At 67.4% G+C, this 15,293-nt stretch carries 12 protein-coding genes; 6 read left to right on the forward strand and 6 right to left on the reverse strand.

The annotated features are described in order from the left end of the window. Nucleotides 1-48 precede the first annotated feature (48 nt). Nucleotides 49-912, reverse strand: a complete 864-nt coding sequence (locus tag ACFWBU_RS20435; protein WP_378529089.1) for an SDR family oxidoreductase — start codon at nt 910-912, stop codon at nt 49-51. 342 nt (nt 913-1,254) lie between these two features. Between ACFWBU_RS20435 and ACFWBU_RS20440 the strand changes: the two genes are divergently transcribed. Next, nucleotides 1,255-2,103, forward strand: coding sequence for a helix-turn-helix transcriptional regulator (locus ACFWBU_RS20440; RefSeq protein ID WP_378529090.1), 849 nt, complete (start codon nt 1,255-1,257; stop codon nt 2,101-2,103). 131 nt (nt 2,104-2,234) lie between these two features. Here ACFWBU_RS20440 and ACFWBU_RS20445 read toward each other — a convergent pair whose 3' ends face one another. Both ACFWBU_RS20445 and ACFWBU_RS20450 read right to left on the reverse strand, forming a co-directional pair. Beyond that, the gene (locus ACFWBU_RS20445) at nt 2,235-2,861 is read right to left on the reverse strand and encodes a class I SAM-dependent methyltransferase (protein ID WP_378529093.1); all 627 of its coding nucleotides are present in this window, start codon (nt 2,859-2,861) and stop codon (nt 2,235-2,237) included. Between the two features lie 90 nt (nt 2,862-2,951). Continuing rightward, entirely contained in the window at nt 2,952-4,094 is a 1,143-nt protein-coding gene (locus ACFWBU_RS20450) for an MFS transporter (RefSeq protein ID WP_378529091.1), read from the reverse strand. 83 nt (nt 4,095-4,177) lie between these two features. Here ACFWBU_RS20450 and ACFWBU_RS20455 point away from each other — a divergent pair, with 83 nt between their 5' ends. The 4 genes from ACFWBU_RS20455 (at nt 4,178) to ACFWBU_RS20470 (ending at nt 8,230) form a co-directional block, all read left to right on the forward strand. After that, on the forward strand, nt 4,178-4,762 hold the full coding sequence (locus ACFWBU_RS20455; RefSeq protein WP_206036645.1) for a TetR/AcrR family transcriptional regulator: 585 nt from the start codon (nt 4,178-4,180) through the stop codon (nt 4,760-4,762). Nucleotides 4,763-4,841: 79 nt separating this feature from the next. Continuing rightward, nucleotides 4,842-5,285 (forward strand): Fur family transcriptional regulator, encoded by a 444-nt coding sequence (locus ACFWBU_RS20460; protein ID WP_169620224.1) that lies wholly within the window; start codon nt 4,842-4,844, stop codon nt 5,283-5,285. A 37-nt stretch (nt 5,286-5,322) separates the two neighbouring features. Beyond that, the gene (katG, locus tag ACFWBU_RS20465; RefSeq protein WP_378529092.1) at nt 5,323-7,506 is read left to right on the forward strand and encodes a catalase/peroxidase HPI; all 2,184 of its coding nucleotides are present in this window, start codon (nt 5,323-5,325) and stop codon (nt 7,504-7,506) included. A gap of 151 nt (nt 7,507-7,657) precedes the next feature. After that, nucleotides 7,658-8,230: a hypothetical protein gene (locus tag ACFWBU_RS20470; protein ID WP_240954893.1), complete on the forward strand. Its 573-nt coding sequence runs from the start codon at nt 7,658-7,660 to the stop codon at nt 8,228-8,230. A gap of 12 nt (nt 8,231-8,242) precedes the next feature. On the opposite strand, the gene ACFWBU_RS20475 is transcribed toward ACFWBU_RS20470, so the two are convergent. The 3 genes from ACFWBU_RS20475 to ACFWBU_RS20485 all read right to left on the reverse strand — a co-directional run bounded on the left by ACFWBU_RS20475 (nt 8,243) and on the right by ACFWBU_RS20485 (nt 14,237). Further along, a complete protein-coding gene (locus ACFWBU_RS20475; protein ID WP_378529094.1) occupies nt 8,243-11,257 on the reverse strand; it encodes a bifunctional [glutamine synthetase] adenylyltransferase/[glutamine synthetase]-adenylyl-L-tyrosine phosphorylase in 3,015 nt (1,004 codons plus the stop codon). 25 nt (nt 11,258-11,282) lie between these two features. After that, nucleotides 11,283-12,620, reverse strand: coding sequence for a glutamine synthetase family protein (locus ACFWBU_RS20480; RefSeq protein WP_296549588.1), 1,338 nt, complete (start codon nt 12,618-12,620; stop codon nt 11,283-11,285). Between the two features lie 84 nt (nt 12,621-12,704). Continuing rightward, nucleotides 12,705-14,237, reverse strand: a complete 1,533-nt coding sequence (locus tag ACFWBU_RS20485; RefSeq protein ID WP_378529095.1) for an alpha/beta hydrolase — start codon at nt 14,235-14,237, stop codon at nt 12,705-12,707. Between the two features lie 168 nt (nt 14,238-14,405). Here ACFWBU_RS20485 and panB point away from each other — a divergent pair, with 168 nt between their 5' ends. Next, nucleotides 14,406-15,254: a 3-methyl-2-oxobutanoate hydroxymethyltransferase gene (panB, locus tag ACFWBU_RS20490; protein WP_169651800.1), complete on the forward strand. Its 849-nt coding sequence runs from the start codon at nt 14,406-14,408 to the stop codon at nt 15,252-15,254. Nucleotides 15,255-15,293: the final 39 nt, after the last annotated feature.

Here is a 15,293-nt window from a genome sequence, read left to right on the forward strand (position 1 = left end):
CAGCGACTTGTCGCTGTGAGCCGGGCCTATGTGTAGCGCGGACGGTTGTCAGCCCCGCAGAGCCGCCGTAACACTGATCGGCATCGGGGTGGTGGGCCGCCCCAGCACGTTGCGCAAATCATTGGTGACGTAGTCCAAGGTGCCCTGCGAGATCGCCACATCGGCATCGACGATCAACTCGACGACGTGCTCGGGCAGTCCCGCTTTCCGCAGGATCTCCCGGTACTGATCGGCGGGGACGTCGGTGTACTTCAGGGGCACGCCCGACTGTGCTGCCGCCTCGGCCGCCAGTTCGGACAGAGTCCACGCGGTGTCGCCGGTGAGGTCGTAGATCTTCCCTGCCTGATCATCGAGGGTCAGGATGATCGCGGCTGCTTCGGCGAGGTCGGCCCGGCTGGCCGAAGCCATCCGGCCGTTTCCCGCGCTTCCGATGAGCGTGCCGTACCGGAGGGCGTTCCCGAGTGTGGCCGTGTGATTCTCGGCATACCAGCCGTTGCGCAAGAGGACAGCGGGCAGCCCGGAGGCAGCGATGGCCTGTTCGGTGGCGCGGTGTACGCGCGCCAACCCCATCGTGTTGGTGGGGGCGTGAGTGACCGACGTGTAGGCGAGAAGGCTCACACCGGACTCGATTGCCGCATCGATCACGGCCTGGTGCTGCTGGATACGCTTCGCATCTGCCCCTGCGGGCGAAGACACCAACAAGACCTTGTCGGCGCCCGCAAATGCAGCCGGCAGCGTCTCGGGCAGGTCGTAGTCGGCTCGGCGGAACTCGACACCCGCAGCAGCGAAGTCCGCTGATCCGGAGGAATCGCGGTCCGCCGCGACGATTCGGCCGGCCGGGACTCCTCGCTCGAGAAGGTGGTTGACGACCTGGCGCCCCAGCTGACCTGTGGCTCCGGTAACGACGATCATGAATAGGATCTTTCTGGTAATCGGGATGGTGCCGGCATGGTCATCAGGGCGTCGATCCGTGCTCGCCGATTCGGGTGGAGATTCTCGCGCGAGGACGTCGTCGTTGCTCCTCAGGCCTGCGACCCAGCGCCGAACAGCTGAGCGACTCGCTGTGCTCCTGGGCAATATCTATGGACACTGCTCCTGATGAACACCGGCCCTGATGAACACTGCTTCGAACCTACGGTGCCCATCCGGCGGCAACCAGAGAAGGACCTTCCTGGTACTCCCGTTCCCAGGCTGCATCGTGGGTGGGAACGGCAGTACCAGCCTCAGCACAGCGACCACTGGGACAATGGAGGTATGGGTACGTCGGACGAGTTGGCAGCAGTACTGCGGGTGTGGCGTGAACGCTTGACACCGCAGGTGGTGGGACTTCCGGCAAACACGTCTCGACGCACGAAAGGTTTGCGGCGCGAAGAACTTGCGGTGCTGGCGTCGGTGTCGGCGGACTACATCGTGCGTCTCGAGCAAGGACGGTCCTCGGCGCCCTCGGTGCAGGTGTGCGTTGCTCTGGCCCACGCGTTGCAGCTCAGCGACACCGAGCAGGATCACCTGTTCCGTCTCGCCGGGCACGCCACCGGCGGTGGACGTATCAGCAGGATGGTGCCCGCGAGCATCCGCCGACTGGTGGAACGTACCGGCGAACGTCCGGTGGCCGTGTTCGACGCGATGTGGAACCTCCTGCTCTGGAACCCCATGTGGGCGGCGTTGACGGGAGACCCTTCCACGCTGAGACCGGCCGACCGCAACTTGTTGTGGCTCCACTTCACCGGCGCCTCGGACTGCCACCTCTACGGCCCCGACAGCGCCGAGGCTCTCGATGCGTCCCTGGTCGGCGATCTGCGCCGCACTGCTGGGCGGTATCCCGTCGATCCCGAACCGAGACAGTTGGTCGCACGGTTGAACGAGGCGAGCGCGCAGTTCCGCGAACTCTGGTCGCGTCACCAGATCGATGAACACGGACCGACGATCAGGCGAGTTGTGCACTCGGAGGTCGGGACCCTCGACCTGGACTGCGACATCCTCACCACTCAACGCCACGACCTGCGGATCATGATGTACACCGCCGAACCGGGCAGTGAATCCGACAGCAAGCTCGCGCTACTCGGAACGATCGGCATTCAGAAAGTGTCGACCAATTTGGTATAGCAGCGGAAGTTGCGTCACTCACTGTCCGGGACGACATCGCACCGGCACTATCAAACAGGTAATCGGTTGGGAGACAACTGGTCCGGCTACGGTGAACAATCCGGTGATCCGGAGGTAGCAACCCGACCGTTTCACCGTGTGCGTCGTCGGACGGCGGTGATTGCGCCGAGCGGCCGGTAGCCGCTCCCCGTCCGCGTATGTGTCTCGATCACTTCGAAGCCGGCGTCAATCAGTTCCTGGGCGAGTGCGGCTACCGGCCATCGGTACGCGGTAGTCACCGCGTGATCGAACGCATCGACGGTTGGTCCTTCGAAGAATCCGACCAACAATGTTCCGCCCGAACGTAATATGCGTGCGAACTCGGCGATCGGAGTCTGGATGTCCTTCGGGCTGTGGTGGATGAGCGAGTACCAGGACAGCACACCTCCCAGCGACTCCGCCGCAATGTCCAGTGCGTCCAAGGTGCCGACCCCGAACGAGAGATCCGGATAGTGCTTACGAGCGCGCTCGACGAACTCGGGAACGAGATCGATGCCGCTCACGGCCAGTCCGCGCCCGGCCATGAAGTCCGTCCACTGACCCGGGCCGCATCCGGCGTCGAGCACGGGACCGGACACGGTGTCGGCCCAGCTGCCGATCAACGCCCGGTCCAACGGATGCGCCGACGCCACGGAGCCGAAGAGATCCGCATACTCCTGGGATCTGGCCGAGTACGACTCGCGGACGGTGTCGACGACGGGTGTGCTCGCGTTCTCCATACCGCCATCATCGGTGATGGGTGGGCGCATCTGCTCCTGCCTGCATAGGCAAGTCTTGTAATCCCGGCACCGACGGGGGGACCCCGACACTCACCGCGTCGCGCGCCTCGACCCTGCTGCGGCGGGGTCACGGACGGCCGGCAGCACGGCGAGGATCCCGAGCGCGCCGGCAACTACGAAGGCGAGGACCGGTGACGCTCCCAGCAGCACGCCGAGTGCTACCGAACCGGCCGCCTGCCCGACTGCCAGGGCGATGAACAATACGACGGTCCCCTCGGCGGCGATATCCGGTACCACGCGCACCGCCCAGACGATGAGGACCCCGCTCATCGCGGTGTAGCCCGCCCCGAACGCTGCCACCGAGACGTACGCCGCGGGTGGTGTGCCGGGAGCCACCCCGAGCAGGACGGTCGCTGTCGCCATGACCGCGGTCGTGGCGACCCAGGCAACTCGCAGGCTCCAGGTCTGCACGATCTTCCCCGCGGCGGCGCCGAGTATCCCGAATGCCCCGAGGACCATCCAGGCCGCGATGGACAAGGTCTCGTCGCCTGCTCCGGAATCGGCCATCACCGAGCGCCCGAAGGTCCAGATCGCGGCGCTCGACGCACCGGCCAGCGTCGCGCCCACGAGCGGACGGGCGAGGGCAGCCACGTCGTCGGCTTTCACCCGGGACGGACGAGCGGACCGACGGCGACGCGGCGTCGACCGGTCGGCGCGCAGAGTTGCGACCGTTGCGAGCCCGGCCGCGAGCGCGATGACCAGCCATCCGACACGCCAGTGCCCAGCGGTCAGGATCAGAAGGATGCCCGCGACGACGATTCCGGCGCCGGTGCCGGCGTTGACGACGGTCTGCGCGTTCTCTTGTCGCGCGGCGGCGACGTTGCGTTCGATGAGAGTGACGAGCCCCGGAGTCGCGAACCCGGCACCTGCCCCGGCGACGATCACGCCCAGCGCAAAGAGGCCGACGTGCGGTGCCAGCGCAACGCCTGCGGCTCCCACGGTTGCCGTCGATCCGGCGCAGACCACGACCAGGCGGGGGCGCGCACCGAGACGCGTGGCAGTCAGAGCCGCACAGCAATAGGAGAGGAAGCTTCCCGCCTGAACGGCTCCGGCGAGGGTGGAGCCCATCTGGAAGGTCTCGGTGAAGCGTGGGAGGAAGAGTCCGTAGCCGAAGCGCGCCAACCCGTAGGTCGCCGCAATCAGAGCCATGCCGCTGACCACGAGGGTTCGCATCGCACCTCCGACCGAGCCGGAACCAGAACGCTCGTTACAGTACTCCGAAACGGAGCCTCTGTCAGAACGAGCGTTACAGTGGGATGGTGTCCGTAGCCCAGCGATCCCCCGCACGCACCCGACTGCTCGACGCGGCCGAGAGCATGCTGTTCGACCGCGGCATCCGCGCCACGTCCGTGGACGAGTTGCTGCGACGCGCCGAAGTCTCGGCAGCGACGTTGTATGCGCAGTTCGGCAGCAAGGACGCACTCGTCGCCGAGGTATTGCGGCTTCGGCTGGCGGACTGGCAGGCCGTATGGGACCAGCACATCATCGCGGCCGACGACGACACGTCGCGGTTGCTGGCACTGTTCGACGCCCTTGCCGACTACCGCGACACACGCGGCGCTCCCGGGCGCTGGTGCGCCTTCCTGGCCACCGCCACCGAACTTCCCGACGCGACGGACGACATCCGCCGGATCCTTTCCGCGGACACCGAACTGCTCACCACCCGGCTTCTGCACTTCTCCAGTCCTCTGGCCGGGGCACGTGCCCAGGATCTCGCCGACGAGGTGCTCATGGCCTACAACGGCACCCTCGTAGCGTTCCTCCGCGGCCGGCCGGCGGCGCCGATCGAGACCGGACGCCGACTGGCCGCTGCGGCAGTCCGGGTCCACAGCCAGGGCTGACCGCGACCGCGCGGGCTGCTTGCGCGACGGATCGGCCGAAATCGCGACTCATTCCAGAAACGTGGGTCATAGTGGTCTGGTGCCCACCTCGAGGGAAGCAGCACAGCAGTTGCGCGCAGCAGGTCTCCGCGTAACGCGCCAGCGAGTCGCTGTCCTCGACGCCGCCGGTACACACCCGCACGCCGACGCCGAGACGATCTTCGACACGGTGCGCACCGCGCTTCCCGGCATTTCTCGCCAGACCGTCTACGACGTACTCCACGCGATGACGTCACGGGGGATGCTCCGGCGGATCGAGCCGTCGGGATCCCATGCGCGGTACGAGGCCCGCGTCGGCGACAACCATCACCATCTCGTCTGCCGGGCGTGCGGAGTCATTGCAGACGTGAACAGCGCGACCGGTGACACACCCTGTCTCACCGGGTACGACGACGGCGATTTCGCCGTTGACGAAACCGAGGTCGTCTTCTGGGGTCTGTGCCCCGGCTGCTCCTCATCGGCAGCTTCGCGACCACAGCCCTGAATCTGTCCGATCCACCCAGATCCGGAAGGAACCCGCAGTGTCCGAAAGCGAAAACCCGGCAGTCCCCTCCCCCAAGCCGCAGCCCCATCGCCCCAGGACCGCCCTGGACTGGTGGCCGGATCAGCTGGACCTCCAAGTCCTGCACCAGCACTCCCCTATGGCCAACCCCATGCCACCCGACTTCGACTACCGGAAGGAGTTCGAGAACCTCGACGTCGACGCGCTCCGCCAGGACCTCATCGCGCTGATGACCGACTCCCAGGACTGGTGGCCCGCAGACTTCGGGCACTACGGCGGCCTCTTCATCCGCATGAGCTGGCACTCCGCGGGCACGTACCGCATCGCCGACGGCCGGGGCGGCGGAGGCAAGGGCGCGCAGCGCTTCGCTCCGCTGAACAGCTGGCCCGACAACGTCAGTCTCGACAAGGCGCGTCGGCTGCTGTGGCCTATCAAACAGAAGTACGGACGCAGCCTCTCGTGGGCCGACCTCATCGTCTTCGCCGGCAACTGCGCCTACGAGTCGATGGGATTCAAGACGTTCGGGTTCGCATTCGGCCGCGAAGACATCTGGGAAGCCGACGAGGTGTTCTGGGGCCCGGAGGACACCTGGCTGGGCGACGAACGTTACGCCGGCGAGCGCGAACTGCAGGGCCCGCTGGGCGCGGTTCAGATGGGTCTGATCTACGTCAATCCGGAAGGCCCCAACGGCAATCCGGAGATCCTCGCGTCGGGCCGCGACATCCGCGAGACGTTCGCCCGCATGGCGATGAACGACGTCGAGACCGCTGCGCTGATCGTCGGAGGCCATACGGTAGGTAAGACGCACGGTGCGGCGCCCGCCGACAATCTCGGTCCCGAACCGGAGGCGGCGCCGCTGGAACAGCAGGGCCTCGGCTGGAAGAACTCGTACGGCACGGGCAAGGGGCCCGACACGATCACCAGTGGCCTCGAGGTCACCTGGACACCTACTCCCACGAAGTGGGACAACACGTTCCTCGAAATGCTGTACGGGTTCGAGTGGGAGAAGACCAAGAGCCCCGCGGGTGCCTGGCAGTGGACGCCGAAGGACAACGCCGGGTCGGATATCGTGCCCGATGCGTTCGATTCGTCGAAGAAGCATGCACCGGGCATGCTCACGAGCGACCTCGCGCTGCGATACGACCCGATCTACGGCGAGATCACCCGGCGCTGGCTCGACCACCCCGAAGAACTCGAAGCGGAGTTCGCCAAGGCCTGGTACAAGCTGCTGCACCGCGACATGGGACCGCTCTCGCGGTACCTCGGGCCGTGGATCCCGGAGCCGCAGCTCTGGCAGGACCCGGTGCCCGACGTCGATCACGAGCTGATCGGCGACGACGAGATCGCGTCGCTCAAGAGCACGGTCCTCGACTCCGGGCTGACCATCCCGCAGTTGGTGGCCACCGCGTGGGCGTCGGCGGCAAGTTTCCGCGGCACCGATATGCGCGGCGGCGCGAACGGCGCACGTGTCCGCCTCGAGCCGCAGAAGAACTGGGAGACCAACGAACCTGCCCAGCTGAACGCGGTGTTGCCGGTGCTCGAACGCATCCGTGACGACTTCAACAGCTCGGCGACGGGAAACAAGAAGGTCTCGCTCGCGGACCTGATCGTGCTCGCGGGTAGTGCTGCGGTCGAGAAGGCAGCCAAGGCGGCCGGACACGACATCACGGTGCCGTTCGCTCCGGGCCGGACGGACGCGTCCCAGGAGATGACCGACGTCGAGTCGTTCTCGGTGCTCGAGCCGAAGAGCGACGGGTTCCGCAATTTCCTGCAGGGCGGGGAGAAGCTTCCTCCGGAAAAGCTGCTCCTCGAACGTGCGAATTTCCTGACACTGACCGCCCCCGAGATGACGGTGCTCGTCGGCGGGCTCCGTGCCCTCGGAACCAATCACGGCGGCAGCAACCACGGCGTGCTCACCGATCGGCCTCAGGTGCTCACCACCGACTTCTTCCGTAATCTGCTCGACATGGGCACGGAGTGGAAGGTGTCGGAGTCGTCGGAGGGGATTTACGAGGGCCGCGCGCGCGGAACCGACGAGGTCAAGTGGACGGCGACCGCCGTCGATCTGGTGTTCGGCGCGAACTCCCAACTGCGGGCGCTGTCCCAGGCGTACGCCACCGACGACGCGCAGCCGCAGTTCGTGCAGGACTTCGTGAAGGCGTGGACCAAGGTGATGAATCTCGATCGGTTCGATCTGGCCTGAGCCGTCCGGGAACGGTGCCGCCGGACGGCACCGCGACACCGAAGCCACCCGTCGCACTTCGGCGGGTGGCTTCGTCGTGTGGGGGCCGTGTGGCCGGTGCCGAGGCGAAGCGGCGCGGGGACCCGCCGCACCGGCGTACCCTTGTAGTGCCGTGAGGGTGACTTCGATCACGCCTCAGGTGATGGAGAACGTTTTCTTTGCGTCGGGGCAAAGACAGGGATACGCCGCCTGCGTCACGGCACCGGATTCTCCGGTCGCCGCGTCCGTTGCCGACGCGACGCCTGTCGTTGCGTATCCGGTCGTCGTGCGAGACCGTCCTGCGCGTTCGGCCCTGTCGAACCCGGGCTCGTGCCCGGCCGAGTACCTCCGCACGACATGTCTCCCGGAGGAGATCGTGATGCGCAGAAACATCCTCAGGGCTGCGGCATGCTCTGCCGCCCTGCTCATAAGCACTATCGGCGCCGGTGTGGCCGGTGCCCAGACAGATATCTCGACCGTCGGAATGTCCCAGGAGCAAGCCGAAGCAACACTGTCCGAGGCCGGCGTCGAATACATCATCCTCAGCCGCGCGGGCAGCACCCTGCGGAACTGCAACGTGACCGAGCAGCGCGACCGCGGCTACGACACCGAAGTCGAATACTCGTGGGACGCCGACGCCGAAGAGTGGGACAAGACCGAGACGGAGGTCTGGCGCGGGGTTGCCCTGGTCGTCTTCTGCGACTGACCCCCGCCGCCGTCAGGCACCGAACACCCGCTCGACCACTGCTCGCGCACGACGGGTCACGCGCAGATAGTGGTCGAGATACTCCGAGGCGTCTTCGCCCTGCCACCCTGTCACTCTCGCGACCGCTGTGAGAAGCCTTCCCGGGCCGGGCAATTGGTCGGCGCGCTTACCCCGCACGAGCACCAATGCGTTGCGTGCACTGGTGGCGGTGATCCACGCGTCGCGCAGCAACTCCACATCCCCGGCGCTGATCAACTCGGCCGCACCGATCGCGTCCAAGGTCTCGAGCGTCGACGTGTTGTGCAGCGCCCCGATGTGGTGCGCGTGCTGCAACTGCAGCAACTGCACCGTCCATTCGATATCGGCAAGTCCCCCGCGGCCCAGCTTCGTGTGGGTGGCGGGGTCGGCTCCGCGGGGCAGACGCTCCGAATCGACGCGTGCCTTGATCCGGCGGATCTCGCGGACCGCATCCTGGGACAGCCCACCCTCCGGGTAGCGGACCTTGTCGATCATGCGCAGAAAGCGCGTGCCCAGGTCCGGGTCGCCGGCGACAGCGTGCGCCCGCAGGAGCGCCTGCACCTCCCACACCTCGGCCCACTGGGTGTAGTACGCCTCATAGGAGGTGAGCGTGCGCACCAGCGGTCCGCTACGGCCTTCCGGCCGCAGGTTCAGGTCGACCTCGAGCGGCGGATCGGTGCTCGGCGCGCCGAGGAACTTGCGGACCTGTTCGGCAACGGTCGTCGCCCATTTCACGGCGTCGGTGTCGTCGGCGTCCGCGTGCGGTTCACAGACGAACAGCACATCGGCGTCGGAGCCGTAGCCCAGTTCGGCACCTCCGAGACGACCCATCCCGATCACGGCGATGCGCGCGGGGGCCGGTCCCCGTGAGCTTTCCGACGCGCGAATGACGGCGGTGAGTGCGGCCTCGAGCACCCCGGACCACACCGTCGACAGTGCTTCGCACACCTGGGGGACGTCGAGCATCCCGAGGATGTCCGCACTCGCGATCCGGGCCAGTTCGGCGCGGCGCAACGAGCGGGCGGCGAGGATCGCACGCGCCGGGTCGCCGTAGCGGGACGACGACGCGACCAGCGCGCGGGCGACTTCCGGAGGCTTCGGTTCGAGCAACCTCGGACCGTTCGGGCCGTCGGCGTACAAGCGCAGCACCTCGGGCGACTTCACGAGCAGGTCCGACACGTACGCCGACGATCCGAGCACCGTCATGAGGCGTTCCGCCACCGCCGGCTCGTCGCGGAGCACCCGCAGGAACCACACGGTGTCGTACAGCGCGTCGGACAAACGGCGGTAGGCCAGCAGTCCGGCGTCGGGATCGACTGTGTCGGCGAGGTATTCGAGCAGTTGCGGAAGCAGCATCGCCTGGATCCGCGCCTTACGGGACGCGCCGCCGGACAAGGCTGTCAGATGGTCGAGCGCGTGCGAGGGCGCGCTGTACCCGAGGGCGGCGAGCTGACGGACGGCCGCGTCGGGCGAGAGCCGTACGGCCTCCTTGTCGAGCTTGCTCACCGACTCGAGCAACGGCCGGTAGAACAGTTTCGCGTGCAGTTTCCGCACCCGCGACGAGTTGCGCTTGATCTCGGATTCGAGCACGCCGAGCGCATCCTTCCGCCCGTCCGCACGCATGTGCGACGCACGGGCGAGCCAGCGCAGCGCCTCCCGGTCGTCCGCGGGCGGCAGCGTGTGGGTGCGCTTGAGTCGCTGGAGCTGAAGGCGGTGCTCGAGCAACCGGAGGAACTCGTACGACGCGCGGAGGTTCGCGGCGTCGTCGCGGCCGATGTAGCCGCCGTCGGCGAGCGCACCGAGCGCCTCGACCGTGTTCGGGACCCGCAGCGACTCGTCGACGCGGCCGTGTACGAGTTGGAGCAACTGGACGGCGAATTCGACGTCGCGGATGCTGCCGCGGCCGAGCTTGAGTTCGCGTTCCTGCAGTTCTGCGGGCACCAGGTCCTCGACGCGCCGGCGCATCGCCTGGACTTCCGGGACGAAGTCCTCGCGCTCGGAGGCTGTCCACACCATCGGGCTCAGCGCTTCGACGTACCGGCGGCCGAGATCGAAGTCGCCGGCCATCGGCCGGGCCTTGAGGAGCGCCTGGAACTCCCACGTCTTGGCCCACCGGTTGTAATACGCGATGTGCGACTCGAGGGTGCGCACCAGCTCACCGCTCTTGCCTTCCGGGCGCAGCGCGGCATCGACCTCGAAGAAGGCGGAGGTGCCGATACGCATCATTTCGCCCGCGATCCGGCTTGCGCGCGCATCCGCGGGTTCGGCGACGAAGACCACGTCGACATCGCTCACGTAGTTCAGTTCCCGCGCTCCGCATTTACCCATGGCGATGACCGCCAGGTGGATCGGGCACGGCTCGTCGGGAACCACCGTCGTCACGGCGACCGCGAGAGCCGCGGTGAGGGCGGCGTCGGCGAGGTCGGCGAGCAGCGCCCCGACCTCGAGGTACGGAACGACCGGCTCGTTCTCGACGGTCGCGGCGAGGTCGGCCGCCGCGATGATCATGAGCTGGTCGCGATAGGCGGTCCGCAAGGCCGCAACTGCCGCGGGCCCGGTGATCTCTGCGCGGTAGAGCAGGCGGCCGACGCGACCGCCCGGCTCGGGATACCCGCCGACGCTGTCGAGCATCCTCGCGGTGAAGGTGTGCTTGTCGGGCAGATCCAGGGAACCTTCGAGCAGCCGCCAGCAGGCAGGATTCGCGACCACGTGGTCACCGAACGCGGACGACGCCCCGAACAGGCCGAACAGCCGGCCGCGAAGGCCCTTGTCGGCACGCAGCGCGGCATCGAGTTCGGCCCAGCCGTCGTCACCGAGACTGTCTGCGAGGCGCGCCAGGGTCCGCAGCGCCAGATCCGCATTGGCGGCGCGGGACAGCGCCCACAGCAGTTCGACGCTGTCGGCGTCGTTCCAGCCGAGCCGTTGCAGCTCTTCTGGCGCGGTCGGCTCGACGAGGCCGAGCCGACCGGGAGCCGGGACAGTGGAACGAGAAGTCGGCGGTTTCACCACCACATCATCCGCCATCGCCGGCCGATTACAGCCCCAGGTACTGCTCGAGCTCGAAAGGCGTGACCTGGCTACGGTAGTTCTCCCACTCGCGCCACTTGTTCCGCAGGAAATAGTTGAACACGTGCTCGCCGAGCGTTTCGGCGACCAGCTCGGACTTTTCCATCTCACGAAGTGCGATGTCGAGATCGGTGGGCAGCTCGCGGTACCCCATCGCGCGACGCTCCGCCGACGTCAGCGACCACACGTCGTCCTCGGCCTCGGGAGGGAGTTCGTATCCCTTCTCGATGCCGCGCATGCCCGCCGCGAGCAGCAACGCGAACGACAGGTACGGGTTGCACGCGGAGTCCGGGGTGCGGATCTCCACCCGGCGCGACGACGCCTTGTTGGGCGTGTACATCGGGACACGGACCAGAGCCGAGCGGTTCGACGGTCCCCAGCACGCCGCGGTCGGCGCTTCGCCGCCGTGCACGAGACGCTTGTAGGAATTGACCCACTGGTTGGTGACGGCGCTGATCTCGCCGGAATGCTCGAGGATGCCGGCGATGAACGCCTTGCCGGTCGCCGAGAGCTGCAGCGGGTCGTCGGGGTCGTGGAAGGCGTTGGTCTCGCCCTCGAACAGCGACATGTGGGTGTGCATGGCCGAGCCCGCGTGCTCGCGGAACGGCTTCGGCATGAAGGTGGCGCGCACGCCCTCCTGCATCGCGATCTCCTTGACCACGTAGCGGAAGGTCATGACGTTGTCCGCCATGGACAGCGCGTCGGCGTATCGCAGGTCGATCTCCTGCTGGCCGGGAGCCGTCTCGTGGTGGCTGAACTCCACCGAGATACCCATCGACTCGAGCGCGTCGATGGCGTGGCGCCGGAAGTGCGGGGCGGACCGGTGGACGGACTGGTCGAAGTAACCGCCCGTATCGGCGGGCACCGGCGGGGCACCTTCTTCGCCGTTCTCCACGAGGAAGAACTCGATCTCGGGATGCACGTAGCAACTGAAGCCGAGGTCGGACGCCTTGTTGAGCTGACGCCGCAGCACGTGCCGCGGATCGGCCCAGCTGGGCGTTCCACCCGGCATGGTGATGTCGCAGAACATGCGCGCGGAGTACTGGTGGCCCCGGTCGTCGGTCCACGGCAGCACCTGGAAGGTTGTCGCGTCGGGGCGGGCGACCATGTCGGCTTCCGAGATCCGGGAGAATCCCTCGATCGCCGAACCGTCGAACCCGATGCCCTCTTCGAAGGCTCCCTCGAGTTCGGCCGGGGCGATCGCCACGGATTTCAGGGTGCCGACGACGTCGGTGAACCAGAGACGAACGAACCGAATGTCGCGCTCTTCGAGGGTGCGGAGCACGAACTCCTTCTGGCGATCCATATCCGCGAGAGTAGGCATCATCCGTTAATTCCGTGTTACATACGCGCGTTGGGACAGTGGCGTGTCGCTCACATCGTGCCGGATTCAGCAGTGAGGATCGGTTTCGGGGACCTCGAGATCGATCAAATACCTGGTCACAGCGTCGTCGACGCATTTCTCGCCGTCGAGCACGACCGTGTGCTGGGTCCCGTCGAAACTCAGCAGCGCACCGCCGAGATGACCCGCGAGCTCGACTCCCGCGAGATACGGGGTCGCGGGATCGGCGGTAGTGGACACCACGAGCACGGGAGCCAGACCGGACAGGTCCGCATCCTCGCCGTCCACGGTGGGCGGGACGCGCCAGAAAGCACACGTGTCGAGAGCGGCGGAACCGTTGCCGCGCCCGTCGTCGAGGAACGGCGCCGCCTCACGGAACCGGGTGTCGAGTTCTCCGGCGAGCACCCGGTCGGTGACGGGTACGTCGTCGACGCATCGCACCGCGTCGAACGCGGCGGTGATGTTGCTGTAGGTGCCGTCGTCGCCGCGACCCTCGTACAGGTCGGCGAGCCGCAGGAGCGTGTCGCCGGTACCGCTGCTCGCAAGCGAGTCCAGTCCGCCGCGCAACGAGCCCCACAAGGACGGTGAGTACAGCCCCTGCTGGACCCCGGTGATCGCGTCGCCGTAGCTCAGGCCGCGGGGGTCGGTGGTGGGCGCGGGTGTGTCGAGCAGCGGGCCGACGAGGGCGCGGAACCGGTCCACTGCCGCCGCAGGATCGTCGCCGAGCGGGCATCCGTCGTAGTCGGCGCAGTAGCGCGCGAACTCCTCGAACGCGCGCTGGAAGCCCTCCGCCTGCAACACGATCTCCTCGACGGGATCCTGGTCCGGGTCGATGGCACCGTCGAGCACCATCGCCCGCACCCGGTCGGGAAACGCTGCGGCGTACTCCGCGCCGAGCCTGGTGCCGTACGAGTAGCCGAGGTAGGTGAGCTGATCGTCGCCGAGCACCCCGCGCACGACATCCATGTCGCGCACCACCTCGCGGGTGCCGACGTGCGCCAGCACCTCCGGCCCGGTGCGCTCGGCGCACAGATCCGCGTACTCCCGATTGAGTTTCTCGGCTCGCGCGATGCCCTCACTGGTGGTGTCGCCGGGGTCGAGGGCGCGATCGGCGTCGGTCTCGGCGTCCGTGCGGCACACGATCTGCGGTTCCGAGGCGCCGATTCCCCGCGGATCCATCCCGATGACGTCGAAGCGCTCGGCGAGCGGGGTGCCTTCTCCGGCCAGCGCGAGCGACAACCCCGACGCGCCCGGCCCGCCGGGGTTCGTCAGCAGTGAACCGATCCGGTCCCCGCCGGCCCGGGACCGCGACAACGCGAGCGAGACGGTCTGTTCGTCGGGATCGTCGTACTCGAGCGGCACCGTGATCCGGGCGCACTCCACACCGTTGAGGGCAAGGTAGCGACCGTCGGTTCCGTATCCCGCGCACGACTCCCACCGCACCGCCTGGCGGTAGAACTTCTCGAGTTCGCCCGGCACCGCGACATCCGACGGCGGCTGCGTGCTGTTGCCCGGCGCCGAGCAGCCCAGGACGGCGAGACCTGCGACAACGGCGAGCGACATGAGGCGGAGAACGTGCATACGGGGGGAAATCGACACCCGACGATCGTCCCATGAGCCGACAGAGCGCCGACGCTGTGACCAATCGCACCGCCACGTGGTGTTTGTGCAGCGACCTGCGGTGGCACACTGAGACGGTCATCACCCAACCCGGGGACCCCTAGGGCCTCGAGGCAGAAAGGGACAGCGATGTCCGACAACATGACGTCCGTATACGGCGGCGCCGCTCCCGCCGATACCCCCAAGCGCAAGACTCGAGTCCATCACCTGCAGGCGATGAAGGCCGAAGGCCGCCGCTGGGCGGAACTGACCGCCTACGACTACTCCTCGGCCCGAATCTTCGAAGAAGCCGGGATCCTGGTCCTCCTCGTGGGCGACTCCGCAGCGAACGTCGTCTACGGCTACGACACCACCGTTCCGGTCACCGTCGACGAACTGCTCCCCCTGGTCCGCGGCGTCGTGCGGGGCGCGCCGCACGCTCTCGTCATCGCGGACCTGCCGTTCGGTAGCTACGAAGCGTCTCCCGAACAGGCTCTCGCGACGTCCATCCGGTTCATGAAGGAAGGCGGCGCCCACGCCGTCAAGCTCGAAGGCGGCGAACGGGTCGCCCCGCAGATCGCGGCGATCACCGCGGCCGGCATCCCCGTGCAGGCGCACATCGGTTTCACCCCACAGTCGGTCAATACGCTCGGCGGGTTCCGCGTCCAGGGCCGCGGTGACGGTGCCGAGCAGCTCGTCGCCGACGCGATGGCGGTTCAGGAAGCCGGCGCATTCTCCGTCGTGATGGAGATGGTGCCTGCCGAACTGGCCGGTCAGGTCACGGGCAAGCTCACCATCCCGACGGTCGGCATCGGCGCCGGAAGCGAATGCGACGCTCAGGTTCTCGTGTGGCAGGACATGGCGGGCTACACCAGCGGCAAGACCGCGAAGTTCGTCAAGAAGTTCGGTGCTGTCGGCGACGAACTGCGTCGCGCAGCGTCCCAGTACGCGCACGAGGTGGCCGAAGGCACGTTCCCCGGTCCCGAGCATTCGTTCTGAGCAGACGCCCTCGACGCAACGGCAAGCCCTTCCTGCGGT

The sequence above is a fragment of the Rhodococcus sp. NPDC060084 genome (assembly GCF_042730335.1).
In the GTDB taxonomy this organism is placed as follows: domain Bacteria; phylum Actinomycetota; class Actinomycetes; order Mycobacteriales; family Mycobacteriaceae; genus Rhodococcus.